Source organism: Amycolatopsis sp. NPDC048633 (genome assembly GCF_040650695.1).
Taxonomy (GTDB): domain Bacteria; phylum Actinomycetota; class Actinomycetes; order Mycobacteriales; family Pseudonocardiaceae; genus Amycolatopsis.
Genome location: NZ_JBEZHS010000002.1, coordinates 393,258 through 418,255 on the forward strand (window position 1 = coordinate 393,258; position 24,998 = coordinate 418,255).

Here is a 24,998-nt window from a genome sequence, read left to right on the forward strand (position 1 = left end):
GGGTTCAGAGCTGCCGGCCGGTCTTCGGGTCGTACCTGACCGGCACGGCGACGACCTGGTCGGTCGGCAGGATCTCCACCCACTGGTCGAAGATTTCGAAGTTGCCGCTGGTGCTGGCCCGGAAACCGTCCTTGAGCGGGTTGAAACCGTGCTCGTAGACGCGGTCGACGGGCGTCGCCCGGACCGTCGACCGGTCGTCGATCGGGTCCTGGAAGTTCGTGGTCGTCACGCTTTCGCGGTGTTTCGCCGCGACGCGGGTGGCGAGGATGTCCAGCACCTCGAACACGGTCTTGCCCTTCCACTCCGGCTCCGGGCCGAGGTACAGGTCGGCGTCGCTGATCGTGCCGGTGCCTTCGATGTGCTTGAGCCAGCTCATCGCGGCCTTCTCCTTGCCCGGCCGGATCGGCATGACCGCCTTCACCCAGGGCGCGTTCAGGAACGCGTTGCGCTGGTCGTCGCCGTCGAGCTGCAGGAGCCAGCCGAGCGAGCTGCCGAGCCGGGCGGGCACCGAGTCCTCCGTGATGTAGTAGCTGTCGGACCGGGTGTCGGCTTCACCCCACGCGGAGACGTCTTCCCGCGGGATCGAGCGGTGGTACTCGATCGACTTCCCGTTGGGGTCGGTGACCGCTTCGACCGAGCCGAGCTGCTGGTGCGAGCGGTGCAGCCGCGGGCGCCACCATTCGGGAGCCACGAAGTAGAGCATCTTGTCGACGTCGAAGATGGAGTCGATCAGCTCGGCCACGACGTGCTGGGTCTCCTTGTCGGGCTGCGGGACGAGCGCGGCCGGCGTGAGCAGGTCCTGGATCAGCTTGCGGTAGACGACGATCCGTTCCTCCTCCCGCAGGTCTTCGAACTTGCGGCGGGTGATCCTGCTCGCCAGCGCGATCCGTTCCTGGGCCGCCGCCACGAACGCCTGGCGGGCCAGGTCCCGTTCCTTTTCGGTGAACAGCGCGATCCGCTTGGCGTTCTCCGCGTCGATGACGGCCTGGTCGAACACCGGCGACCAGGCGAGCTTCACCTTGACCGGGAGGGTGTCGCGGTCGTTGAAGTTGACGTGGTCGAGGTGGAGGGTGAACGTCCACTCGCCGGTCGGCGTCGTGGCGACGTTCCGGACGGACATCGTGGCGTCGGCGCCCAGCGTGTCGACCGTGACCGAGGTGAGCTTGAACCCCGGCTGGGGGCAGCGGAACGGGCCCTGCGGGAAGTCGGCGACGATGTGGTTGGTGCCGTCCAGGAAGCCCAGGCTGGTTTCCGAGCCGTTCTGGAAGGTGTCGTCCTTGGCCGCGCCGTCGTTGCTCAGGAAGGGGACGCTCAGGTCCGCGTCCGAGGTGAAGGGCTGCGGCGGCACGATCATGTCGGGCTGCGGCACCTTGGAGAGGTCCGGCGGGGCCCCGACGTGGACGAGCTTGGCCAAGCCGATCTCGTCGGCGGGATCGTCCACATAGGTCTGCCAGCACAGGTAGCTGCCGATGTCCTGGATCTGGACGCCGACCTGGCGCATCTTGCGTCGCAGCTCGTAGTTGACCAGTTCGTCGCTCGAGTTGGTCAGCACGTACCGCTTGGTCGAGGTGTCGGTGGTTTCGGTGACCGTCCGGAAGGTGCTCTTGAAGTTCTGCTTGATTTCCGTGGTGAGCTTTTCCGACTGGTCCCGTTTCGTCGTGTGGATCTGCTCACGGGCGCGCTGCTGCGTGTTTTCGAGGCTGAAACTGGCCGACTCGTCCGCGCTGCCCCAGCCCCAGTGCTGGTTGGCGGCGACATTGGCGCCGAACTTGGTGCCCGAGCGGTTGTCCTCTTTCACTGCGTCGGAGAGCTCGTCCTGGACGCTCTGCGCTTTCTCGGCCCGCGTGGTGGTTTCGAGGCTCCGCTCCAGCGTTTCCTCCTGCAGCACGCGCCGGGTGTGCACCTCGATCAGCTCCACGGTGGAACCCGGGGCGATCCAGATGTGCCCGACCGGCGGGCCGAGGAACGTGTCGAACTCGGAGAAGAACTGGCGGAACAGGTGGGCGAGCCCGACCGGCGACAGCCCGACCCGGCGGAGCTGCTTCGTCGGGTCGAGGGTGTCGAACGGGTCGGCGCCGGAAAGCCCGTCCCACAGCGGATCCACCCGGCTCGCGAGCGAACCGTAGAACATGTTCTTCAGCTGACCGTGGAAGTTGCGGTCGCGCAGCTGCGCCAGGAGCCCGGTGACCTGCGACTCGCGGCGCAGCAGCGCGCGCGTGGCCGACTCGGCGCCGCCGCCCGTGGCGGCGGTCAGGTGCGGGCCCGGCGGGGTGGTCAGCTCCAGGTACAGGGCCTTCGCCTGCTGCACGACCGGCCCCGAGAGGGCCCGGGAGAGCGCGTCGGGGGAGAGCACCTGCTGCCAGATTTCCGGGCGGTACTGCGATTCCGGCGGCAGGGCGGTCCGCACCGCCGACACGACGATCCCGGACAACGCGGTCCCGGTGTCGAGGTTGCCGGGAGTCAGCTTCGTGACGTCGACCGTGCGCTCGGCCGGATCGAAGGTCGCTTCGACGACCGGCGCGACGCGGGCACCGACGTGGTCGAGCAGCACTTCGGACCGGACCTGGGCGGCGCCGTCGACGCGGCCGGTGATCCGGTCGGACTTCCAGCCCAGCAACGGCTGGTAGACACCGAAGATCTCACTCGAGTACGGCAGGACGCCGCGGTAGCTGTTGAGGTTGGTCGGCGGTTTGGGCACGGTGGTGTTCCTCCTCGACGAAAATCGCGCGAGGCCGGATGCCGGAAGAACCCTCGCTTTTCGGAGAATGCGGGGCGCGCACCGTGCCGGGCAAGAGCGTGCCCGCCTTTCTGCACGCACTGGTGCACAAAGGGGAAACCGCCGGACCGGTCTTTACGATTGCCCGAAAGGAACGTCGGTGGGCGGCAAAGCTCGTCCAGCCCCGTTCCTGCCTACCCCCAGCCGGGTCAGGCTGACGGCGGCACCGCGATCGATACTGGAGCCATGACCGGAAAGACGCAGCTCGGTGCCTTCCTCCAGACGCGGCGAGCACAGGTGCGTCCGGAAGAGGCCGGGGTGCCGACCTACGGCGAACGCCGGCGCGTGCCGGGGCTTCGTCGTGAAGAGCTGGCCTTGCTGGCCGGGGTGAGTGCCTCGTACTACACCCGGCTGGAGCAAGGTCAGTCCCTCGGCGCCTCGTCCGAGGTCCTCGACGCGATTGCTTCGGCACTGCGGCTGGATGACTCGGAGCGGCGGCACCTGCACGATCTGGCTCGTGCCGACCGGCGCCGTCCCCGAAACCGGCGACCGGCGCCGGAGCGGGTGACCGAGGCCGCCGGCCAGCTGCTGGACGCCGTGGCGGCGGTGCCCGCGATCGTGCTCGGCCGGCGCGGTGACGTGCTGGCCTGGAACCGGCTGGGACACGCGCTGTTCGCCGGTCACCTGGACTTCGCCGCCCCGGCGCGGCCCGCCGAACGCCCGAACATGGCCCGCCTCGTGTTCCTCGACAGCCACACCCGGGAGCTCTACGCCGACTGGACGGACAAAGCCCGGGCGGTGGTCGGGAACCTGCGGCTGGTGGCGGGCGAGTACCCGGACGACGCGGTGCTGCACGCTCTGGTGGGGGAGCTCAGCGCCAAGAGCGCCGAGTTCGCCGGCCTGTGGGCCGATCACCGGGTCAAGGCCTGCGCTGTCGCCCCGTACGAGATGCGCCACCCGCTCGTCGGGACGCTCACGGTCCTGCAACAGACCCTCAGCAGCGGGCCGGGTCCGGCCGTCGTCGTCGCGACGACGGCGCCGGACTCGCCCGCCCGGGCCGCGCTGACGCTGCTCGGCCAGGCGGTCGAGCACGACACCGTCCTGGCGTCCCCGTCGAACCGGCCGGTCTGAACCCACCACACCCCGCGCGTGCCGGTGTGTCGCTGACGCGCGCTCGGAAACAAGTGAAGGAACCACCATGGACAAGAAGCTGCCCTGGTACGCCGCGTCGGCGGCCGTCCTGGCCACCGCGAGCGTCGCGCTGACCGCCACGCCCGCTTCCGCGGTCTCCGCACCTCTGCACGGCGCCCGGATCGCCGCCCACTTCGATCTGGCCGCGGGGCAAACGCCGGAGAACGTCGCCCTGGCACCCGGAGGCGCCGCCTACGTCACATTCGCGGCGGGGCGCCAGATCGCCGAAATCTCGCCGGGTGGCGCCGTCCGCGTCCTGGCCACCCTGCCCGAGCCCGCCGACGGGGGAGTCCACACCCCGGTGCTCGGTTTCGCGCTCACCGTCGGGATCACCCGAGCGGGGGACGGCACCCTGTACTTCCTCTACGCGACCGGCACGCCCGACCTCACCGGCGTGTGGCGGCTGCGGCCCGGTGGCCGGCCCCAGCGGATCGCCGCGCTCCCGGCCGGGGGCCTGCCCAACGGCCTAGCCCTCGACCAGGACACCGGCACCCTGTACGGCACGGACTCCGTGCTCGGCACCATCTGGCGGGTGCCGTCGGCCGGCGGCACCCCCACCACCTGGTCGGCCGCTCCCGAACTGGCGGGCGCGGGCTTCTTGGGTGCCAACGGTCTCAAGCTCCGCGGCGGCGCGGTGTGGGCCACGAACCTCGACCGGGGCACGGTGCTGCGCATCCCGATCCGGCGGGACGGCAGCGCCGGCGCGATCCGGACCGTGGCCACCGGGCTGGCGGGAATCGACGACTTCGGGTTCACCGGCCGCGGGGACGAACTGCTCGCCGCGCTCAACGGTCCCAGCGAGGTGGCCCTCGTCCGGCCCGACGGGAGCCACTCGATCGTGCTCACCCCGGCTGACGGCCTGCAGAACCCCACTTCGCTGGCCGTGCGCGGCAGCACCGTCTACGTGTTCAGCGCCGCGTACGTGACGGCGCAGGACCCGAACCTGGTCGTGGCCCACCTCGGCTGCTGACGTCAGCGCCGCGGCGGGATCAGTTTCTCCGCAAGCCGCTTCGCGACGTGGAACGGTTGTGCGTCCTGGGAAACCACCGATGAGACCGCCGCGCCCTCCAGCAGGAGCATCAGTTCGTCCGCGTGGTCCGAGTCCACGCGCTCGAGCTGAGCCCGCAAGTAGCCGTGCAGAGCGGTCTTGTGGTGGCGGACCACTTCGCGGACCGGGTCCGCGGGATCGGGGAACTCCGAAGTCGCGTTGAGGAACGCGCAGCCGCGGTAGCCGTCACGGGACAGCCACACCTCGTACGCGTCGAACACCGCCAGCACCCGCTCGCGGGGGTCGTCGCACCCGGCCGTGATCGTGTCGATCTGCTCCTGCCACCGCCGGTCGCGCTCACGCAGGTACGCGACGACCAGGCGGCTCTTCGAACCGAAGTTGCCGTAGAGGGCCGCCTTCGTCACACCCGCCTCGGCCGCCACCGTGTCGACCCCCACCGCGTGGATCCCATCGCGGTAGAACAACGTCGACGCCGCCTTGAGCACCTTGGCTCCCGCGTCGCCTGGACGAGTCCTGCCCACGATGCCTCCATACCACTCGGTATACCGTGTCAGCTGCGGTGATTGTACCATTGCTTGACACCAGACAGACCTGTCTGTTTGGTGGAGGGCATGGTGACCATCGAGGAGGAGAAGAAGACGTCCAGGTGGTGGCCCACCGCCGCGATCGGCGCGGGGGTCATCGCCCTCTGCTACGGGTTCGCGCGCTACGCCTACGGGCTGTTCGTCCCGCGCTTCAGCGAGACGTTCGGGCTCACGACCGTCGCCGTCGGGGTGCTCGGCGGACTGTCCACCGCGGGGTACGGCCTGGGGCTGCTCGTGTCTCCGACGACGTCGGCGCGGTCCCCGCGCGGCACCGTGCTGCTGGCCGGAGTGGCGGCCACGACGGGACTCGCGCTCATGGCACTGGCGCCGAACGTCGTGGTGTTCGGCGCCGGGATCGTCGTCGCGGGCGGCAGCGCGGGGCTCGTGTCGCCCGGTGTCGCGCAGCTCATCGGCGAGACCGTCGGGGTGCGCGCCCGGGCCGGGGCGCAGACCTGGGCCAACACCGGCACCGGGCTCGGGCTCGCCGCGTCGGCGTTCACCCCGCTGCTGGTCTTCGGCTGGCCCGCGGTCTGGGCCACGTTCGCCGGGCTCGGCGCGGCGATGACGCTGCTCGCCTGGCGGACGCTGCCGCGCAAGGAACCCGCCGAAGTGGCCACCGGGTCCGCTCGCGGGGTGGCGCCGCTGGTGGTCAACTCCGTCCTCATCGGCGTGACGAGCGCGCCTTACTGGACGTTCTCCAGCTCCCGGCTGACCGAAGCGGGGCTGAGCCCGGTCGCCGCGACCTGGTGCTGGTTCACCATCGGCGTCGCCGGCCTCCTGGGCGGCCTGGCCGGCCGCGGCGCCGAGCGCGTCGGGCTGCGCGCCGCCAACCTCATCACCTGGACGCTCGCGGCGGCCGGCCTCGCCCTCTTGGCCCTTCCCCACCCCGGCCTACCGGGCGCACTGGTTTCCAGCGCGCTCTTCGGGATCACGTACATGGCCCTGACCGGGCTGTGCATCCTCTGGGCGGCCGAGGTGTCCCCGACGCGGCCCGCCCGCGGCGTCACGTGGTCGTTCGCCGGGCTCGGCGTCGGCCAGACCGCGGCTTCCCCGCTGGCCGGCGCGGCGGCGTCCGCCATCGGGTTGCCGGCGGTCTTCGGGCTGACCGGCCTGGTCGCGCTGCTCGCCTGGAGCCAGCTCCACCCGCGTCTCGCACCGCGCCGGGGCTAGCCCGGTGCGGGGGTCAGGCACCGGCCAGGAGCTCCAAAAGCCTCGCGACCTCGTCGCGCATCCGGTCGCGGCCGGGGGAGAGGTACCGGCGCGGGTCGGTCAGGCTCTCCCTCTCGGCGAGCGTCGCGCGGACCGCGCCGGTCAGGACCTGGTTGAGCCGGGTGCCGACGTTGACCTTGCGGATGCCGCGCTCGACCGCCCGCCGGACGCCGTCGTCGGGTACTCCGGACGAGCCGTGCAGGACCAGCGGCACGGGCACGGCGCCGGCGAGCCGGCCGATGAGCTCGTCGTCCAGTACCGCGTCGCGGCCGGCCATCGCGTGCGACGACCCGACGGCCACCGCGAGGGAGTCGACTCCGGTCGCGGCGACGAACGCGGCCGCTTCGGCCGGGTCGGTCCGGACGCCGGGTGCGTGCGCGCCGTCCTTGCCGCCGATCTCCCCGAGCTCGGCCTCCACCCAGCACCCCGCGGCGTGGCACCGGTCGGTGACCGCCCGGGTCCGCGTCACGTTCTCCGCGTAGGCCGAGCTCGCCGCGTCGAACATGATCGACCGGATGCCCAGCGCGAGACCCTGATCGACCAGGGCTTCGTCCTCGATGTGGTCGAGGTGCACCAAAACCGGCACCGCGGCGGTGGCGGCCATGCTCAGGCACGCAGTGCCGAACGGGTCGAGTGAGCCGTGGTAGCGGACGGCGTTCTGGGAGATCTGCAGGATGACGGGGAGACCGGCCTGCTCGGCGCCCGCCACGATCGCTTCCGCGTGCTCCAGGAGGATCGCGTTGAACGCCCCGACCGCCCCGCCCTCCGCGCGCAGGCCGGCGAAGATGGTTTCGGCGTCGGTGTTCACGCGGTCTCCTTCACGGCGAGGGCACCGAGCCAGCCGGTTCGTGCCTCGAGATCGACTTCGCCCGCGACGGGGCACAGGACAGCGGCGGCCGACGTCGCGACGACGTCGGCCAGCGCGGCCGGCCAGTCCACTTCGGACACAGCGCCGGCGGCCGCCAGGTGGCGGGCGAGCGCGGCGGCGGCCGCGTCGCCGGCACCGGTGGGGTTGCCGACGACCCGCTCGACCGGCCGGACACCGGACTCGTGGCCGGCGGTCACCGCGATCACGCCCTCTTCGCCGAGCGTGGCGACCACGGCGGCGGCGCCGTCCCGGACCAGCCGCCGGCCGGCCGCGACGATCTCGCCGGGTTCGTGAAGGCGCTTTCCGGCCAGCTCGGCCAGCTCGTCGCGGTTGGGTACGAGCACACATCGAGCCGTCGCCGCGGTGCGCAGGGCGGCGCCGGAAACGTCGGCCACCACCGGGATGCCGGCTTCGGCGCAGAGCACCGCCAGCCGGGCGGGCAGGTCGTCGCCGAGCCCGGGCGGCACGCTCCCGGAGATGACCACCGCTCCCACGCCGGCCGCCAGCTCGGCGCGAAAGGCCGCGATGACCTCGTCCCGGATTCCGGCCGCGACGCTCGGGCCGCGCTCCTGCAAGCTCGTCGTGACGCCGTCGTCCGCCACCACCGCGACGGTCCGGCGAACCGCGTCCAGCGCCGGGACCAGGTGGTGGGGGAGACCGAGCCGGTCGAGACCGGCCCGGAACTCGTCCGGCTCCGCTCGTCCGGACAACGCCAGGACAAGGCTTTCGCTGCCCAGACGCCGGGCCACCGCGGCGACGTTCACGCCCTTGCCGCCGGCGCGGCTGCGCACGCTCGCCACGCGCACGGTCTCGCCGACCGCCAGCCCGGCGACCCGGTAGGTGACGTCGATCGCCGGGTTGAGGGTGACGGTGAGGATCTTCCGGGCGAGCCGGGTTCGCGTGGTCACGACGCGGCTTCCCGCCGATCGGCCGGAGCGGCTCCGGGCAGCTGCGCGGCCGGCTCTTCACCACTCTTTTCCGTGCTGTAGACCATGAGCGACGAGCCCACGAGGGCGAGCACGATGCCGGCGACCTGGAAACCGGTCGGCAGGGTCCGGAAGACGATCAGCGAGAGCACGATGGTCAGCACGGGCGCCAGCGCGTTGGTGATCGGCGCGACGATCGTGGCCTTGCCCCGGCTCATGGCCATCACGAGGAACAGCGCGCCCACGGCGTTGAGCAGCTGCGTGATCGCGGTCAAGGCGGGCGCCTGCCACGGGAACGACAGGGGGAGGCCGCCCATCATGATGAGCGCGACCGGGATCAGCAGGAGCCCGCTGACGGTCATCCAGCCGAAGGTCGTCGCGTCGTTGACCCCGACGACGGCGGCCTTGCGCATGAAGTACGCCTGGACGCCCCAGGCGATGCAGACCAGGATCGAGAGCCACAGGTAGGTCCCGCTGGTCTCCTGCGAGTCGCCCGAAGACACCGAGAACAGGACGATGGCGACCAAGGCGAGGGAGACGCCGATCCAGCTGAGCGCGGTGAGCCGTTCACGCAGGGCCGCGAAGGCCATCAAGACGGTGATCGCCGGGGAGAGCGCCACGATCGGGAAGATGATGTAGGCCGGCCCGATGGTGAGCGCCTTGAACAGCACCAGCTGCCCGCCGGCGCCGGTCAGGCCGATCAGCAGGCCGTAGACCGCGGCGATCGGGCGGCGGTCGATCTTCTTCCCGCGCAAGGAGAAGTACGCGGGGATGAGCATGGTGACCGACCAGATGACGTAGACCATCGGGTCGGGGTAGCCGTAACGGGAGGTGGGCAGGCTGGAGAACGCGCCCCAGACACCCCAGAACAGGACCAGCAGGCCGGCGTAGGGAATCCAGGCGGCGCGGCGCTTCGATGCGCTCATGACAATCCCTCCAAGGTGGGGACGGCGGAAATCCGGTCGAGCGGGATGGCGTGGCCCGCCAGCCGGGCGGCGTAGACCGCCGCGCCGACGTGCGGAGGCAGCAGGGGCTCTCGCAGTTCGTAGCCGTGGCTGCCGTGCTGGAGCGCTTCGCGGAAGGAACCCAGGAGGTGGGCCGAGCCGAACATGCCGCCGGAGTAGGAGACCGGCACGGTCCGGTCCGGCTCGAACCCCAGCGCGGCGGCACCGGCTTCGACGTGGAGGGCGAGCTCCCGCCCGGCGCGGCCGAGGATGACGGCCGCGGTGGGGTCGCCCGCCTCCGCGGCGCGCGTGACGACCTTGCTGAGGTCCGCGATCCGCCCGCGGTCCCCGTGCCACCGGTTCATGACGATGTCGATGGCGTCGAGGTCGGTGGTCACGCCGAGCGTCCGGCGCATCTCGTCGGCCAGCGCGCTCGGCGGCTGGCGCCCGTCGCTCATCCGGGAGAACGCGCCGAGACCCTGGACCGCCACCCAGTAGCCGGACCCTTCGTCGCCGAACAGCTCGCTCCAGCCGCCGGCTCGCCAATGCCGTCCCCGGTGTTCTCCGTAGGCGATGGACCCGGTGCCCGCGACGACGTTGATCCCGTCCGCGCCACCGAGGGAGGCCGCCCAGCCGCAGATCATGTCGTTGCCGCACGCGTAACCGACTTCGCCCAGGATCCGGCGGGGGAGCGCGTCGAGCACAGGCACGTCAGCGGAAACCTCGCCGTAGCAAGGAATGCCGAAGAAGGCGTAGGAGAGGCCGGCGACGTCGATGCCCGCGGTGGCGCAAACCTCGCCGATTCCCCGGCGCAGCAACGGCTCGACGATGTCGATGCCCTGCTGCAGGTAGTAGAGGCCGGCCGTGCGGGCTTCCGCGATGACGCGTCCCCGCGCGTCGATCAGGCAAAAGGCGGTTTTCGTCCCGCCGCCGTCCACACCGAGGAACATGGCTCAGCCCTCCGCGGGGTTCGGGAACTCGTGGATGACGACCCCGCGGACCACGCGGTTGACTTCGCCGCCGGGGAACGGGTTGTCGGGGGTCAGGCCGTGGGCGAGCGAACACGCCAAGGCGATCGACTGCGCCGGGATGGCCGCCACGATGGCTCGCAGCGCGCCGGGCAGGTGGGCGATCCCCGGGATCGGCCACTCACCGGCGCCGGCCGGGGCGTCGCCGTCCGCGTCGGAGCCGATCACCAGCACTCGCTCGCGTCCCAGGGACGCCACGAGCTCGCGCGTGATGTCGTCGTCGTAGCGGCGGGTGTACGGGTCGCCGGACGGGAAGATGATCGCGACGGTCCGTTCGCCGAGGACCGACTTGGGGCCGTGCCGGAAGCCCAGCGGGGTGTCGGCGACCGCGACGACCGCGCCGGCGGTGAGTTCGAGGCACTTCAGCGCGGCCTCGCGGGCCAGCCCCTTGAACGCGCCGGAGCCGAGGTAGACCAGCCGGGCCGGATCGGTGGCGGCGACCGCTTCCGCCCGGCTCGCCGCGGTGTCCAGGACGGCGGACGCCGCCCGGGCCGCGGCCGCCACGTCGACCTCCAGGCCCAGGGCGAGCAGGGCGGCCAAGGTCATCCCGGTGAACGACGACGTCATGGCGAAGCCGCGGTCGTTCAGCTGCTCGGGAAGCGTCAGCACGACGGCGTTCTTGGCGTCGGCCCAGCGGCGGGCGAGAGCGCCGGCGGGGTTGCAGGTGATGACGATGTGGTGCAGCGCGGGAGTGAGCCGCTGCAGCAGTTCGGCCGCGGCGATCGACTCGGGGCTGTCGCCGCTGCGGGCGAACGACACCAGCAGCACCGGCCGGTCGTCGACGACCACGGAGTGCGGGTCGGCGACGATGTCGGTCGTCGCGATCGGTTCGATCGGCCGGCCGAGGTGCCGGGCGAGGTCGGGGGCGACGACTTCCCCGATGTAGGCCGAGGTCCCCGCGCCGGTCAGGACGATCCGGGTCCGCGGATCGACGAGCGCGTCGCCGAGCAGGCGGTCGATGTCGGCCCGCGCGGCGGCGACGGTCCGCGCCACCGCGGGCCACGTGCCGGGTTGCTGCCGGATCTCGCCGGCGGTGCGGCTTTCGTCCGGCTGCTGCCGGTGCCCCGGTTGCTTTTGGTGCGCTGACACCCACATCACCTTTCGGGTCGGTGGCCGGTCGGCCGGCGGCTTTCGCCTGGACTGCGTGCGCCGGACCTCGGCCTGCTCCGCCCGGCAGGTCGGCTGCCATCGGCGGTCCGCTCTTGGTACGTCGTGCCGCGTCCGGTGGGCAAGAGTTGCCGCGCAAGCGAGCATCGCGGATGTTCGTTTGCGCGATCGGACCCGGCGAACCGAGGTGTTGCCGCTGGTGAGTGTCGGATCGATGCACGAAAGTGCTCGAAACAGTCGTACAATGTGCAAGTATGAGCCTTGTCGAGGTCACCGATCCGGCCGGAGAAGAGCGGTCCCGAGGTCGCGCGTCCCGGTCCGAACGGATGGCGGAGATGGTGCGCGAACTGGGCGAAACGGGCCGCCTGCGAGTCGGTGAGCTCGCGCGCCGGTTCGGCGTCTCCGAGGCCACGCTCCGACGGGACTTGACCGCGCTGGAGGAGCAGCGGCTGCTGACCCGGACCTACGGCGGCGCGCTGGCCCAGGGGGTGGCCTACGAGCTGCCGGTCCGGTACCGGGAAGGCCGGTCGAGGGACGCGAAACGGGCGATCGCCCGGCAGGCGGCGCGCAGGCTGCCCGCGGGTCCGCACGTGATCGCGCTGACCGGCGGTACGACCACGGGCGAGCTGGCGAAGGAGCTGCCCGACCGCGCGGATCTCACGGTGGTGACCAACGCGCTGAACACGGCCATGGAGATCGTGCTGCGGCCCCGGGTGAAGCTCGTCGTCGTCGGCGGCGTCTCCCGTCCGCGGTCCTACGAGCTCGTCGGCCCGTGGGCGGAGCAGGTGCTGGCGTCGATCAACATCGGCACGGCCTTCATCGGGGTCGACGGCATCGACGCGGCGGGCGGCATCACCACCCACGACGAAAACGAGGCGAGAACGAACCGCGCGATGCTCGGCCGCGCGCAACGGGTGGTCGTGATCGCGGACGGCAGCAAGCTCGGCCAGCGAACGCTGGCGCGGATCGGGGACATCACCGAGGTCGACGAGCTGATCACGGATTCATCGGCCGACGCGGGCAGCGTGGCGGCGATCCGGGCGGGGGGAGTGCGGGTGACGGTCGTCGACGTGCCCGCGCACGGGGAGAACAGTCGATCGATCGCGTGAGAAGGAATTTCTGGGCCGGCCGATCCACTGTGGACTGGCGGCGCGGGTGCCGCGATGCGCAGTGCGGCACCCGCGTCGCCGATGTGCCGGTCCCCGGCACGGGCGGGCATCAGGAGAGCTGGGCGACCTCCACGTCCGTCAGCGCCTTGCCGACCACGCCGACGTCGTCGACCGCGCCGCGCCAGAAGTCGACGTTGCCGCCGTTGTACTTGGCCCGCCCGACCGTGAACGCGCCGGTGCCGGCGAGCGCCGGTCCGGCCGGGGCCGTCGCGACCTTCACACCGTCGACGTAGAGCCGGATCTCGTTGCCGGCCCGGACCCCCGTGAGCTCGTACCAGCGGCCGATCTCCGGCACGACCTCGTACCGGGCCCGGTTGCCGCCGGGCGTGCTGAACGCGAACGCGCCCTGCCCGTACTGGAGGTAGAAGGGGCTTTCCGGCCCCCGGCCGTCCTGGCTCACCGCGGTCGCGTAGTTGCCGGGCAGCTCGTCGAGCCGCACCTTCGCGGACACGGTGTAGTCACCGGTCGTGTCGACGACCGGGCCGTAGGTGTCGGCGGAGCCACCGGTGAACTGCAGCGCGCCGTCCTTGAACGCCACCCCGGCCGGGGTGAGCGTCAGCGGGTTGTTGCCGCCGCTCGAGTCCCTCGCGGTCGTTCCCCTGCGCTCGTCGAGGTTCCACTCACCCTTGCCCGCGTACGGGTAGGGCTTACCCGCGTTGGCACCGGCTTCGATCACGCGCCGGTTGATCTCGCGGACGGGACCCGGGTCGACCTTGATGCGCTTGCGGTCGTAGGTCCAGAGCCCGTTGAGCTCGCCTTCCAGGTCGGTGACCTGCGTGTAGACCGACGCCGACAGCTCGGCCCTGGCCTGCCCGAGGTAGAACGTGCGGGTGTTGTCGACGTACTTCGCCGTCAGCGCCGCCTTGTCCTGCACTCCGCTGTAGATCGCGATCGGCGCACCCGGCCACTGGTGACCCGGCGTGCGCAGCGTGAAGCCGCCGTGCTCGCCGTCCATCACGACGCGCCTGCCGTCCGAGGCGGCCGGGTCGGTGTTGTTGTAGTCGTGGTGGTCGAGGACGTCGCCGCGACCCGAGTCACCCTTGGAGGCGCAGCAGTTCACCCCGCTGTGGGCGTTGACGATCCGGCTCGGGTCGGCGGCCTTGACCTGGTCGGCGATCCGGCCGGTCTCGGTCTTGTCCCACTCGCCCCAGCCCTCGTTGAACACGATCCAGGCGTAGACCGACGGGTAGTTCTGCAGCTGGTGCATCTCTTCCAGGCCCTGGCTGAGCCACGCCTGCTGCGCCGCGGGGTTGCTGCCGTCGTCGAGGGACACGAAGTCCTGCCAGACCAGCAGTCCCAGCTGGTCCGCGTGGTAGTACCAGCGGGCCGGCTCGACCTTGATGTGCTTGCGGACGGCGTTGAAACCGAGGTCCTTCTGCGCCTTCAGGTCGAAGACGAGGGCGTCGTCGCTCGGCGCGGTGTTCAGGCCGTCCGGGTAGAAGCCCTGGTCCAGCTGCATCAGGGAGAAGAACGGCTTGCCGTTGAGCGTCAGCTTGGGGACGCCGCCGACGTTCGTGATGCCGGTGGACCGCATGCCGAAGTAGCTCTTGACCTTGTCGCCGCCCATCTTGATCTCCAGCTGGTACAGGTACGGGTCGTCCGGCGTCCACAGGTGCGGGTTCGGCACGGCCAGCTTCAGGTTCGCGTTCGCCGGTCCGGTGACCGTGCCGACCTGCCGGCCGCGCGCGTCCTTGGCGACCGCGGTGACGGTGGCGTTGCCCGCGGACTTGACGGTGAGCGCCAGCGAGTTCGTGGTGAGGTCGGGAGTCGTCTTGATCTCGTCGATGCCCTTGTCCGCCACCGGCTCCAGCCACACCGTCTGCCAGATGCCCGACGACGGTGTGTAGAAGATGCCGCCGGGGTTGGGGGACTGCTTGCCCTTGGGCTGGTACGGGCCGGTCGTGTCGGTGACGGCGACGACGATCTCCTGCTCGTCGCCGCGCTTGAGCGCGTCGGTGATGTCGGCGCTGAACGCCGTGTAGCCGCCGGTGTGCTCGGCGACGACCTTGCCGTTCACCCAGACCTTGGCCTGGTAGTCGACCGCGCCGAAGTTGAGCTTGAGGCGCTGGCCGCCGCCGATCTTCCAGTCGCGCGGGACGGTGACCGTGCGGCGGTAGAACATGTGGTCCTCGTGCCGTTCGAGCCCGGAGAGCTGCGACTCGATCGGGTAGGGCACGACCACCTTTTCGGGAAGCCTCTTGCCGAACGTGGGCTGCTGGCCGTCCTGGGCGGCCGAGAACTCCCACGGGCCGTTGAGGTTGACCCACTTGTCGCGCTCGAGCTGCGGCCGCGGGTACTCGGGCAACGGGTGGCGCGTGTCGACGTTCTCGCCCCACGTCGTCCGGAGCCGTTCGGTCGACGCGTTCGCGGCACTGCGGATGGTCTTGCCGACCTTCGTGCCGTTCACCGCGAGCGCACCCGCGCCGTCGTAGAAGATGCTGACCCGCTGGCCCTTCAGGATCCTCTCGGCCAGCCGGATCGTGACCCGGTCGCGGCTCGTCGTGACGGACGATACCGGCATCGGCGTCGCGTCGACCTCGATCCGCACGTGGTCCTGCAGGTCGTTGGTACCCGAGACCCGGCCGTCGAAGCCGGCCGTGAGCGTGCGACCGTCCTTGGACACGTCCGCCGAGCGCGGCACGACCTGGTAGTCGGCCGGCGGCGTGAACGCCGACAGCGGCACGATCTGCTTCGTGATGGCGGCGCTCGACCAGCGCAGGAACATGTTGGCGCCGCCGGTGTCCTGGAACATCTCCAGCTTGAAGTCGTGCTGCCGGCCGGCGGTCAGCGTGACCGGCGTGCCGACCTGCTCGGTGTCCCAGTCCCCGACCCAGTGGTCGATCACCGGTGCGCCGTCGATGAACAGCCGGAACCCGTTGTCGCCGATGGCGTAGAAGGTGTAAGCGGCGGTCTGCGGCACCGCGAGCTGCCCGGTCCACCGGGCGGTCGTGTGCTCCGTGCGCCCGGCGACCAGCCCGAAGACCGAGGTCAGGTCCGCATGGTTGACCTCCGAGTCGAGCGCGGTCCCGGCCAGGTTCACGAAGTCCCGCGCCCCCGGCGCCGACATCGTGAAGTATTCGGCCTTCAAGCCGTGCACGGGCTCGGCGGCACCCGCGGGCGGCGCGCCGGACGCCACGCCCAGCGCCACCAGGAAGGCGAGGAGTACGGAAGCGGCTCTTCTCATCGGCGAGGGGCCCTTTCATTTTTACAACGTTGTAAAAAGCTCTCCGAGGATCCAAGCAGACAAGTCGGACTCTTGACCACCGCCGAATGTCGGTACCTGTGACCGTTTCCAGCGGCCGCGAAGAAGGACACCATGCCTGCGGATGTGGCGCCGGTGGTCAGGTGGGCTTGCGGACGAGGCCGGTGTAGGAGGCGATGGCGAGGGTGGCCAGACCCCAGAGGAGGGCTTGGAGTCCCCAGAGGACGACGGTGAAGGTCTGGCCCCAGCCGGTGGCGGTGTCGAGGTCGCAGCGGGCGCGCAGGCCGGTCGCGCCGAGCGGGAGACCGCGGTCGATGCCGAGGCCGATGAGCTCGACGGGGGAGCAGGGCGTTCCGGGAGCGTCGGGTTTCGCGGTGGCGGAAGGGACGCGTTCGGCGGCGTGGTGGCCGGGGCGGGTCGTGACGTGCCCCGCGACCATGCTGAGGGAGGCGGCGAGGGTGAGGACGACGGCGAGGACGAGAACGAGGCGGTGGGCACGGTAGCCGTAGCGGCCGAGCCAGCCCCAGAGCGCGTGTCGCCCGCGCGCGAGCCGGTTGCCCAGCGCCTCAGGGGCGCGGCGGCGGAGGTCGTGTTGCTGGGCGATCAGCACTTCGCGGGCATTGTTGTCGTGGCCGGCGGCGCGCTCGGTCGCGGCGAGCTGCTGGAAGGGCTGGGGCCAGTAGGTGGCGGTGTGGTGGACCAGCAGGTGCAGCCATTGACGCCACGATGTTTCGCGCAGGATGGGGTAGGTCAGTCCGTGGGCCGTGAAAGTGCGGTCGCTGTCCGGGCAGCCACGGCGGCTCACCCCCTCCAGACCGGACGGGCACACCACCGCCGACGGGAACAGCAACGCCCCGGTGATCTGCGCCTCGTGCATCACCAGGAGCGGACCTGAGCTGTTGTCCAGCCGGGACACCTGCAGGACGGCTTGGCCGCCGATGTGGGCGCCGAGCAGCCGGATCGCGCCGAGATCGCCGGCGCCGGTGATGGTGGCGTCACGCATGAACAGGCTGCTGTCGGTGCGGAGGTTGTCGGCGTCCAGTGCGGGGCCGGCGGTGTTGGTGATGGTGGCTCGATCGAGGCCGAGCTGACCGCCGACGTGGGCGCCGAGTAGCCGGACCGCGCCGAGATCGCCGCCGGTGATGGTGGCGTCGCGCATGAACAAGTTGCTGTCGGTGCGGAGGTTGTCGGCGTACAGAGCGGGGCCGGTGGTGTTGGTGATGGTCACGTGATCGAGGCCGAGCCCGCCGACGTGGGCGCCGATCAGCCGGATCGCGCCGAGTTCCCCGGCGCCGGTGATCGTGGCGTTCTCCATGGTCAGGTCGCCATCGGTGCGGAGGTCGTCGGCGTCCAGTGCGGGGCCGGTGGTGGCGGTGACGGTGGCTCGCTCGAGGCTCAGCTGGCCGCCGATCCGGGCGCCGCGCAGCCCGATCGCGCCGAGTTCCCCGGCGCCGGTGATGGTGGCGTCGCGCAGGAACAGGTGGCCGTCGGTGCGGAGGTCGTCGGCGTGCAGGTGGGTGAGCAGGCTGCCACCCAGGTTCAAGTCACGAAGGCGCGCGCACCGACAGATGATGCCGTCCGGTAGCGCACAGCGGTACAAGCCCAGACCGGTGACGGCGGCGACGTGATCGAGGTCGAGCTCGCCGACGACCCGCACGCCCACCAGCTGGACCCCGCGGGGGTCGAGGTCACCGTGCAGGCCGCGGAGCAGTTCGCGGAGCAGCTCGGCTCGTACCCGCAGCTCGGGGTCGTCGGTGACCGCCAGCTCCGCCACCGTCATCGTGGTGGCGGGTTCCACGACCTCCCCGCGGCGGGCGGTGTCGACCACCTGTCGCTCAACCTCGGTCAGGCCGGTCAGCACGGGCGAAGGCTGCGTATCGTCCACGCCCCCATTGTCGATTACGCACTACGGCAAGAGCGCTTTGCCCGTTGTTCCTCGGCCGCGTCTCTTGAAGTGGGCGCACAGAATGATGCGTAGAACGCAGGTCGCTCATCGGGATCCTTTTGTTCGGCGGACTCGGTGACCGAACGATGGCGCGGCCGACGTTGACGGGACGTTGATCCTGGCCGGGGCCGGCGTCGAATTCGCGTCAAGAGCCATGGACAGAGTTGTCCTCGGTGGACAGCGTGGGGACATGCGCACCGAACTCGGCCTGGCCACCGCGGACCTCCTGCAGCTGGTCCGCTCCACCGCGGCCTCGATGGAGCGGGCCACCGTGGCGCTGGAGGAGGCCGATGTCGCACTGGCCGACGAGATCGTGGCCGACTCGGTCCGGCTCGACCGCCGGCGCGAAGAGTTGGCGCGTACCGCTCCCGTGCTGCGAGCACCGGCCGTGACGGTGCTTGCGACGATCCACGCGTTGACCGAGTTGGAGCGGCTGAGCCTGCTCGCGCTCGCCGTCGCGCGGACGGTGCAGCGGTGCTACCCGCATCCGGTGCTGCCGCACGAGCTGATCCCGGACTTCGTCGAGATGGGGCGCATCGCGGTCTGGCTGGCGGAACTGACGGCCGGCGCCGGCGAGGTCCGTTCGCTGATCAGTCTCGAGGACGACCTCGACGATCTGCGCCGGATCCTGGCCGATGTCCGGAACCGGTGTGCCGGCGCGGCGGTGGCCGACGTCGTCCAGCTGAGCCGCCACTACGAGCGGTTCGCCGACCACGCGGTCCTGCTGGGCCGCCTGATGAAGTCCGCGGTCCCCCGCAGCCAGGCGGACGGGACGGCGGCCTGAGCGGGTCCGCGGACCGTCTGGGGGCGGACCGCGGACCCGCTCGGTTCACCTGGCCGGGTCCCGGAAATGTGCCCGCACCAACCCGGCCGTGGTGAGCACGAGCTTCGCGCCGTCGACGACGGGCAGCCGGCCCGGCACGGCCTGACGAGTGTTCCGGCATGATGAGCGGATGCCCCGTCGTGAGCTCCGCCCGCATCAGGTGTGGCTGATCGGCGTTCCGCTCAACCTGCTGCTGGCCATCCCGTGCGCCTACCCGGTCGCGTTCGCGATGCTGGGAACGCAGGTCCTCGCGGGTGAGCTCGGGTGGGGCACGATCGACCCCACCGTGGTCGACGACGGCGCGGGCTTCGTGATCGGGCTCGGCCTGGTCTCACTGGTATTCGCCGGACTGGTCGTGGCCGGCCTGAACGCCCTGTTCGCCTTCCGCGCACCGCAGCTCAAAGCGGGCCGTTACTGGCTCGTGGTGGCCCTGCTGGTCGTGGTTCCCGGCATCGTCCACTGGACCACCCGCTAGTGCTCTGTCCGGAGCCACGCCGGCCGCGCCCGGTGCACTGGCCGCCGCGGGCGTGCGCAGCGACGGCGACGGCGCTCTCGCGCACGGCGCCGAATCGTCCTCTTTGGACGGTGACGCGCTGGTGAGTCCCGACGTCGACGGCAAGAAGTCCGCGCTGCGCTGCCCCAGCCGCGACCCGGGCTGCCGTCACCACCGTGCCCACCTACTCCGCCGCGGCACCGCCGCACCCGCGCCGCGGACGTATTCTCCTTACGGCAGGCGGGTGATCGTCTGCTGACCCGAACCGATCGGACGCGGGCATGACCGGATACGGCCGGGACCGGGAACGCCGGCGGCGCACCCGCACGCTGCTCGCCGCCGGTTACCTCACGGCGTTGACGGCGCTGCTGGGCCTCAAGACCGGCTGGGTCCCGGCGGCGGCCGGCCTGCTCGGCCTCCTCGCGCTGGTGTACCTGGTGTTCTCGTTGATCGCGTGGCGGGACGCCCGCGCGGAGCGCCGACGACGCGCCGCGGGGGAGCCGCCGTCGTGGTCGGCTCAGCTGCCGGTGCAGGTCGCCCAGCTCCTCGGCGCCAAGGCGCCCGGCCGCCACGCCCGCCGCGCCGACGAGGTGGGCGAACTGCTGGGCCGGCTGTCCCTCCGAGACGGCGAACTGTGCTGGGAGCCGAGAAAAGCCGACCGCGAGCGTGGCGTCGGCCCGCTGACGTTCGACCGGTCGTGGACAGCGGAGGTCGTCCCGCTTCGGGGCCCGGCAAGCCAAGGCTGCCTGACGCTTACGTCCCCCGACGGCACAGCGGTGGACCTCTGGGTCCGCCACCCGGCCGACCTCCGCCAAGCCTTGACGGCGCTCGTCCGCTAGCTGGAGCTCGAACCTCAGGCCGGGTGGTAGGTGGTGACCGTGCCGCCGTGGCTGAACGTCCGGGTCTCCACCGGGGTGAACGGCCGCGGCCGGAACGGGCCGGTGAACGCCGGAAGGCCATAGCCCGCGACGACCGGGTAGCGCTTGAACACCAGTTCGTCGATCTCCGGCAGCAGTTCGCCCGCGAGCCGCGCGCCGCCGCAGAGCCAGATGTCCTCGCCGGGCTCCTCCTTGAGCCGGCGGACCGTGGCCACGGGGTCGGTGACCACCTTGAGCGCGGGGTCGGCGAGCTCCCCGAGCGTCGTCGACGCCACGTACTGCCGCAGGTGTGCGTAGGGGCTGGCGACACCGGCGTCGAGGGCCGGCTGGTAGGTGCCGCGACCCATGAACACGGTGTCGAACCGCCTGTTCGGCGCGCCGTCGAGGCCGATGTGCGGCCGGATGTGGCTCGGCATCGTCTCCGGGAACTCCGCCCGGAGGTACTCGACCATGTCCGGCGCCTCCGGGTAGAAGTCGACCTCGCCACCCGGCCCGGTGATGAACCCGTCGATCGAGACGGCGACGTAGTAGACGAGCTTGCGCATGCGACCCCCAGAATAACTTGATCTGTAGTACTTTACCTGTAGTGGTTAGACGGTAGCACTACAAGCGGAGTGGTTACAAGTGATGGCGCGACGCAACCCGGAACGACGGGCGGCCCTGCTCGACGCGGCGATCGAGGTCCTGGCGGCGGAAGGCGCGCGCGGGCTGACGTTCCGCGCGGTGGACCAGCGGGCCGCGGTGCCCACCGGCACCGCCTCCAACTACTTCGCCGGTCGCGAGGAGATCCTCACCGGCGCGGGGGAGCGCGTCTACGAACGGCTGGTGCCGGACGAGGCGACGCTGGCCGCCCCGTTCGACGGCCCGCGCGACCGCGCCCGCCTCGTCGAGCTGATGCACGAGTTGGTCGAGCGCGTGGCGGCGTTCCCGACGGGGTTCTTGGCCCTGCTGGAGCTGCGCCTGGAGGCGGCCCGCCGGCCGGAGCTGCGGGAGGTGCTGACGACGCGGATCCGCGCGGACCTCGACTTCAACGTGGAAAACCACCTGAAGACCGGCCTGCCGGGCGACGCGACGACGGTCAAGCTGCTGTGGCTGGCCCTGAACTGGCTGATCATCGAGCGGCTGACCTTGCCCGGCCTGCTCGACCCGGACGAGAGCACCGATCTCGTCGAGGCGCTCGTCGAACGGCTCACTGCGTAGTCGACGTGAGTTTGCCGTTCCCGTCCGGCTGAGCAGGTGTTACTGTCCGTCTGTTTGACCAGTACAACCTCATGATTTTCTGCCCGTGGCAGGGGAAGCCGGTCGAAGTCCGGCACTGTCGCGCAACCGTGGGTCACCTTGGGTGACGAGTCGGATTACCTCCTCGGGCAGGTGTTGTCGAACCGCTGTCGCGTAAACAGCGAGTGGACGCCCGGCCGTCGTGGCCGGTCTCTTCTCGGGGTGCGCGCCGGCGTCTGGGGAGAGGAAGGACCACTTGGCCGGCCCGCGCTTCGCCGCTTTGGTGTCCGCTGTCTTGATCGTTGCCGTGGGCTCGTCGACCCCGGCTTTCGCCGGCGAACTCGCGGCCTCGAAACCCACGTCGCAGTGGCTTTCTGCGCAGCTCTCGCCCGAGGGAACCCTGCAGAACCCGCTGGGCGGGGACCTGCCCGACCACGGCCTGATGATCGACACCCTGTTCGCGATGTACGCCTCCGGTGACGGAGCCTTGGCCGCACCGATCGTCGAGTACCTCGATCACCACGCCACCGACTACTACACCTGGGACGGCCTCGTCCCGGGACAGGGCTACGACGCGATCATCACCGGCGGCGCCGCGGCGAAGGTGCTGGTCGCCGCGGAAATCGCGGGACGCGATCCACGGGCGTTCGGCGGGCACGACATGGTCGCCGAAACCCTGGGCACGATCGCGCGCTCCGGCGTCGACAAGGGCCGGGTCAGCGACTACTCGAAGAACCCGGACTTCAAGGACTTCGTCAGCAACAACGCCAACATGTTCGGCCAGGCCCTGGCCGTGATCGGGCTGGCCGGCGTGGGCCTGACCGATCGGCTCGCGATCGACACGATGTTGAAGCAGCAGTGCTCGGAGGGCTACTTCCGGATCTTCTTCGGCCTCATCCCCACCACCGAGACCGGTGACCAGGTGACCCCCGACGGCCACAAGATCTCGACCTGCGACGAGGGCAAGCCGTTCGACCAGTCGGCGCCGGACGGCGACACCACCGGCATCGCGCTCTCGGCCATGCTCGCCGCGCGGGACGCCGGTGCGGCGAACCTCGAGGGGCCCATCACCAAGACCGTGAGGTGGCTGAAGGCGCACCAGACCGCGAGCGGCGGCTGGGGCGGCGGGGTCGGCACCGAAGCGCCCAACACCAACAGCACCGGCTTGATCGTGCAGGCGCTCGCCGACGCCGGATGCGTGGACGCCGCGATGGCCTCGGGGACCGCGTTTCTCAAGTCCGCCCAGGCGACGGCGGCCGACTCGGGCAACCGGCTCGGCGATCAGCTCGGCGCCATCGCCTACACCCCGGCCGAATACGAAGCGGCGCGCACGAACGGGATCGGCAGCCTCGACACCTGGATCCGCGCGAGCGCGCAGGCCTCGCTCGGCCTGGCCCAGGTCGGCTTCCACGACCTCACGCTGGGACACGCCGGAGCGCAGGGGCCACCGGACCCCGGCTGTCTTCCGCCACCGCCACCGCCCGGCGAAAAGCCCCCGGCGACGGGCAGTCCCGCCGTGAAGCCGCCGGTCAGCCAGAAGGCCGGCACCCCCGCGCTGCGGCCGGGTTCGCCGCGCGGCACCGTGGTGACGCCCGCCGGCGCGCCGGCGCAGGTCGCCGGGCCGACGCCGGCCGACCGGCTCGGCGGCTACCTCGCCGGGCAGCTCGTCGACAGCGACCACGTCGAGGTCAGCCAGGACGGCAAAACGTTCGTCGACTACGACCTCACCGCCGACCTCGTGCTCGCCCTGCGCACGCTGGGACAGCAGCCGGACGCGGTGGCCCGCGCGTCGCGGTTCCTGCTGAACCCGGACTCGATCAAGGCCTACGCCCACGGCGCGCCCTACGAATCCGGTGCGGCGTCGTATGCCGAGCCGTTGGCGAAGCTGCAGACCATCGCGCAGTTCCTGGCCGCGGGCGGGCAGGCTCCGGACGACCTCGCGCCGGTCACCGCCCAGCTGACCCAGGACCTCACCGCCCTGCGCACCCCGGCCGGCGAGTTCACCGACACCGGCGAATTCGCCGACGGAACACGATCCCTCCAGCGCCACGCGTGGGCGACCTTGGCGACAACCGCGGGTTCCGACCTCGCCGCCGCGAAGGCCGCGACCGGGGTGCTGGTCGCGCACCAGTGCGCCGACGGACTCTTCCCGGCGGCGTTCGTCCCGGAGCCGTGCGTCACCGGCGACCTGGCGGCGACCGCCGTCGCGGTTCAGGCGTTGAACGCCGAACCGCGCACTGCCGGCGCGTCAGTGAGTGCTGCCGTCGGGATGCCGGACAACGCGGCACCGGCCGGCTGGACGCCGGATCACCGGCACGCGCTGGAATCCGCCGCCGCGGCGCTGACCGCACGGACCGGAGCCGACGGCATCGTCACCGGCGCCGGCGGCCAGCCCGACGCCACGCTCACCGCGGTCGTCGCCGGGGGCCGCCAGGTGGCCGGGCTCGATGCGAGCAAGGCCGCGCAGTCGCTCGGCGCGCTGGTACTGGCTGACGGCGGGCTTCCGAAGGCACCCGGCGGGCCGAGCGACCCGGGCGCGAGCATCGCGGCGGCGGCCGGGATCGCCGCCCGGACCTGGCTCGGCGCGGACGGCTCCCCGCTCGTCACGGCAGCGCGCCTGCCGCTGTCCACCCAGCCGCTCGCCGCCATCGGCGGCGGTCCCGTGATCGCGCAGCCGGCCACGAGCAACTCGGCGTTCTGGCTGGCGACGCGGTTCTCCGGAGCGGCGCTCCTCCTCGTCCTCGCGCTGGCCATGGGCCTGCGCCACCTCATCCGCAGCACATCGCACAACAACCGGGGGTAACACCATGAGACGCATTCCTTCGCTGCTGGCCGGGCTCGCCGTCCTGGCCGGTCTTGCCGGCACGTCGGCGACACCGGCGTCGGCCGTCGACCCGGCCAAGGGCTACAACGGAATCTGCACCGGCACCGACGCGCTCACCGGCGTCACCGTCGTCATCGACTTCCAGGAGCTGAACGGCAACGGCGGCACCGCCGCGCCGACGATCACCCGGTGCTCGCCGAACGCCACGCCGGGCACCGACCGCAACGGAATCCAGGCCCTGCAGGACGCGGGGATCGCCGTCGCCGGCGTCGCGCAGTGGGGGCTCGGGTTCGTGTGCCGGCTGGAGGGCCGGCCGTCGGCGTCCGAGTCGATCCCGGTCTCGGGCAACCCGACCTACAAGGAAGCCTGCGTGCGGACGCCGCCCGCCGCGGCCTACTGGTCGTACTGGAACGCCACCGGCGCGGACACGACCTGGACCTACAGCAGCTACGGCGCCCTCAACCGCAACGTCGTCCCCGGTGGTTTCGAAGGCTGGTCGTTCTCCCTCAACCGCGGCGCCAGCACGAACCCGGTGCCGCGCGTGACCCCGCGCAACCCGGCCGTCAACGCCACCAACCCGACCGTGGGCCTCTCGGCCGACGACCTGGACCGCAAGATCACCCTCGGCCAGAGCACCACGCTGACCTGGACGTCGACCAACTCCACGACGCTCACCGCGCAGTCGGTCGCCCCGGCCACCGGCGGCGGCTCCTGGTCCGGCTCGCTGGCCGTTCCCGGCGGGACGAAGACGATCACGCCGACGGCCAAGGGCACCTACACGTACACGATCAAGGCGACCGGGACCGGCGGCACGGTCTACTCGACCGCGTCGCTGACGGTGCAGTGATCCGTCGAGTTTCCGGT

At 71.3% G+C, this 24,998-nt stretch carries 21 protein-coding genes and 1 riboswitch; of the genes, 11 read left to right on the top strand and 10 right to left on the bottom strand.

What is annotated here, in order from left to right:
* Positions 1-4 precede the first annotated feature (4 nt).
* A complete protein-coding gene (locus AB0C38_RS08355) occupies positions 5-2,698 on the bottom strand; it encodes a hypothetical protein (RefSeq protein ID WP_360668574.1) in 2,694 nt (897 codons plus the stop codon).
* Between the two features lie 264 nt (positions 2,699-2,962).
* Here AB0C38_RS08355 and AB0C38_RS08360 point away from each other — a divergent pair, with 264 nt between their 5' ends.
* Together AB0C38_RS08360 and AB0C38_RS08365 are read left to right on the top strand one after the other, a co-directional pair.
* A complete protein-coding gene (locus AB0C38_RS08360; protein WP_360668577.1) occupies positions 2,963-3,847 on the top strand; it encodes a helix-turn-helix transcriptional regulator in 885 nt (294 codons plus the stop codon).
* Between the two features lie 67 nt (positions 3,848-3,914).
* On the top strand, positions 3,915-4,877 hold the full coding sequence (locus tag AB0C38_RS08365; RefSeq protein ID WP_360668580.1) for a hypothetical protein: 963 nt from the start codon (positions 3,915-3,917) through the stop codon (positions 4,875-4,877).
* A gap of 2 nt (positions 4,878-4,879) precedes the next feature.
* Here AB0C38_RS08365 and AB0C38_RS08370 read toward each other — a convergent pair whose 3' ends face one another.
* Positions 4,880-5,437: a TetR/AcrR family transcriptional regulator gene (locus tag AB0C38_RS08370; protein WP_360668583.1), complete on the bottom strand. Its 558-nt coding sequence runs from the start codon at positions 5,435-5,437 to the stop codon at positions 4,880-4,882.
* 90 nt (positions 5,438-5,527) lie between these two features.
* On the opposite strand from AB0C38_RS08370, the gene AB0C38_RS08375 reads away from it, so the two are divergent.
* Complete coding sequence (locus tag AB0C38_RS08375) at positions 5,528-6,670, top strand: MFS transporter (RefSeq protein ID WP_360668586.1); 1,143 nt, start codon at positions 5,528-5,530, stop codon at positions 6,668-6,670.
* Positions 6,671-6,683: 13 nt separating this feature from the next.
* Here the strand turns inward: AB0C38_RS08375 and AB0C38_RS08380 are convergent, their stop codons facing one another.
* The 5 genes from AB0C38_RS08380 to AB0C38_RS08400 are packed head-to-tail and all read right to left on the bottom strand — an operon-like array spanning position 6,684 to position 11,564.
* Positions 6,684-7,517, bottom strand: coding sequence for a class II fructose-bisphosphate aldolase (locus AB0C38_RS08380; protein ID WP_360668589.1), 834 nt, complete (start codon positions 7,515-7,517; stop codon positions 6,684-6,686).
* Positions 7,514-8,485 carry a hexose kinase gene (locus AB0C38_RS08385; protein WP_360668592.1) on the bottom strand — a complete coding sequence of 324 codons (972 nt, stop codon included), beginning with the start codon at positions 8,483-8,485 and terminating at the stop codon, positions 7,514-7,516. The genes AB0C38_RS08380 and AB0C38_RS08385 overlap by 4 nt, the downstream gene beginning before the upstream one ends.
* The gene (locus AB0C38_RS08390) at positions 8,482-9,429 is read right to left on the bottom strand and encodes a DMT family transporter (RefSeq protein ID WP_360668594.1); all 948 of its coding nucleotides are present in this window, start codon (positions 9,427-9,429) and stop codon (positions 8,482-8,484) included. The genes AB0C38_RS08385 and AB0C38_RS08390 overlap by 4 nt, the downstream gene beginning before the upstream one ends.
* Complete coding sequence (locus AB0C38_RS08395) at positions 9,426-10,397, bottom strand: BadF/BadG/BcrA/BcrD ATPase family protein (protein WP_360668597.1); 972 nt, start codon at positions 10,395-10,397, stop codon at positions 9,426-9,428. Before AB0C38_RS08395 ends, AB0C38_RS08390 begins: the two co-directional genes overlap by 4 nt.
* 3 nt (positions 10,398-10,400) lie before the next feature.
* Positions 10,401-11,564 carry an SIS domain-containing protein gene (locus tag AB0C38_RS08400; RefSeq protein ID WP_360668600.1) on the bottom strand — a complete coding sequence of 388 codons (1,164 nt, stop codon included), beginning with the start codon at positions 11,562-11,564 and terminating at the stop codon, positions 10,401-10,403.
* A gap of 272 nt (positions 11,565-11,836) precedes the next feature.
* Here AB0C38_RS08400 and AB0C38_RS08405 point away from each other — a divergent pair, with 272 nt between their 5' ends.
* Positions 11,837-12,691 (top strand): DeoR/GlpR family DNA-binding transcription regulator, encoded by an 855-nt coding sequence (locus AB0C38_RS08405; protein ID WP_360668603.1) that lies wholly within the window; start codon positions 11,837-11,839, stop codon positions 12,689-12,691.
* Between the two features lie 109 nt (positions 12,692-12,800).
* Here AB0C38_RS08405 and AB0C38_RS08410 read toward each other — a convergent pair whose 3' ends face one another.
* Complete coding sequence (locus AB0C38_RS08410) at positions 12,801-15,935, bottom strand: LamG-like jellyroll fold domain-containing protein (protein WP_360668606.1); 3,135 nt, start codon at positions 15,933-15,935, stop codon at positions 12,801-12,803.
* 157 nt (positions 15,936-16,092) lie between these two features.
* Entirely contained in the window at positions 16,093-17,838 is a 1,746-nt protein-coding gene (locus AB0C38_RS08415) for a hypothetical protein (protein WP_360668609.1), read from the bottom strand.
* 250 nt (positions 17,839-18,088) lie between these two features.
* Here AB0C38_RS08415 and AB0C38_RS08420 point away from each other — a divergent pair, with 250 nt between their 5' ends.
* The 4 genes from AB0C38_RS08420 to AB0C38_RS08435 all read left to right on the top strand — a co-directional run bounded on the left by AB0C38_RS08420 (position 18,089) and on the right by AB0C38_RS08435 (position 20,053).
* Complete coding sequence (locus AB0C38_RS08420; protein ID WP_360668612.1) at positions 18,089-18,682, top strand: phosphate transport system regulatory protein PhoU; 594 nt, start codon at positions 18,089-18,091, stop codon at positions 18,680-18,682.
* 169 nt (positions 18,683-18,851) lie between these two features.
* The gene (locus tag AB0C38_RS08425; RefSeq protein WP_360668615.1) at positions 18,852-19,196 is read left to right on the top strand and encodes a hypothetical protein; all 345 of its coding nucleotides are present in this window, start codon (positions 18,852-18,854) and stop codon (positions 19,194-19,196) included.
* Between the two features lie 52 nt (positions 19,197-19,248).
* Positions 19,249-19,473 carry a hypothetical protein gene (locus tag AB0C38_RS08430; RefSeq protein WP_360668618.1) on the top strand — a complete coding sequence of 75 codons (225 nt, stop codon included), beginning with the start codon at positions 19,249-19,251 and terminating at the stop codon, positions 19,471-19,473.
* Between the two features lie 22 nt (positions 19,474-19,495).
* Complete coding sequence (locus AB0C38_RS08435) at positions 19,496-20,053, top strand: hypothetical protein (RefSeq protein ID WP_360668621.1); 558 nt, start codon at positions 19,496-19,498, stop codon at positions 20,051-20,053.
* A 14-nt stretch (positions 20,054-20,067) separates the two neighbouring features.
* Here AB0C38_RS08435 and AB0C38_RS08440 read toward each other — a convergent pair whose 3' ends face one another.
* The gene (locus AB0C38_RS08440; RefSeq protein WP_360668624.1) at positions 20,068-20,637 is read right to left on the bottom strand and encodes a dihydrofolate reductase; all 570 of its coding nucleotides are present in this window, start codon (positions 20,635-20,637) and stop codon (positions 20,068-20,070) included.
* 82 nt (positions 20,638-20,719) lie between these two features.
* On the opposite strand from AB0C38_RS08440, the gene AB0C38_RS08445 reads away from it, so the two are divergent.
* The 3 genes from AB0C38_RS08445 (at position 20,720) to AB0C38_RS08455 (ending at position 24,981) form a co-directional block, all read left to right on the top strand.
* Positions 20,720-21,292, top strand: coding sequence for a TetR family transcriptional regulator (locus AB0C38_RS08445; RefSeq protein WP_360668627.1), 573 nt, complete (start codon positions 20,720-20,722; stop codon positions 21,290-21,292).
* Positions 21,293-21,358: 66 nt separating this feature from the next.
* A riboswitch (adenosylcobalamin (AdoCbl) riboswitch) is annotated at positions 21,359-21,504 on the top strand.
* Positions 21,505-21,617: 113 nt separating this feature from the next.
* Positions 21,618-24,113 (top strand): hypothetical protein, encoded by a 2,496-nt coding sequence (locus AB0C38_RS08450; RefSeq protein WP_360668629.1) that lies wholly within the window; start codon positions 21,618-21,620, stop codon positions 24,111-24,113.
* Between the two features lie 4 nt (positions 24,114-24,117).
* Complete coding sequence (locus tag AB0C38_RS08455; protein ID WP_360668632.1) at positions 24,118-24,981, top strand: hypothetical protein; 864 nt, start codon at positions 24,118-24,120, stop codon at positions 24,979-24,981.
* Positions 24,982-24,998 lie beyond the last annotated feature (17 nt).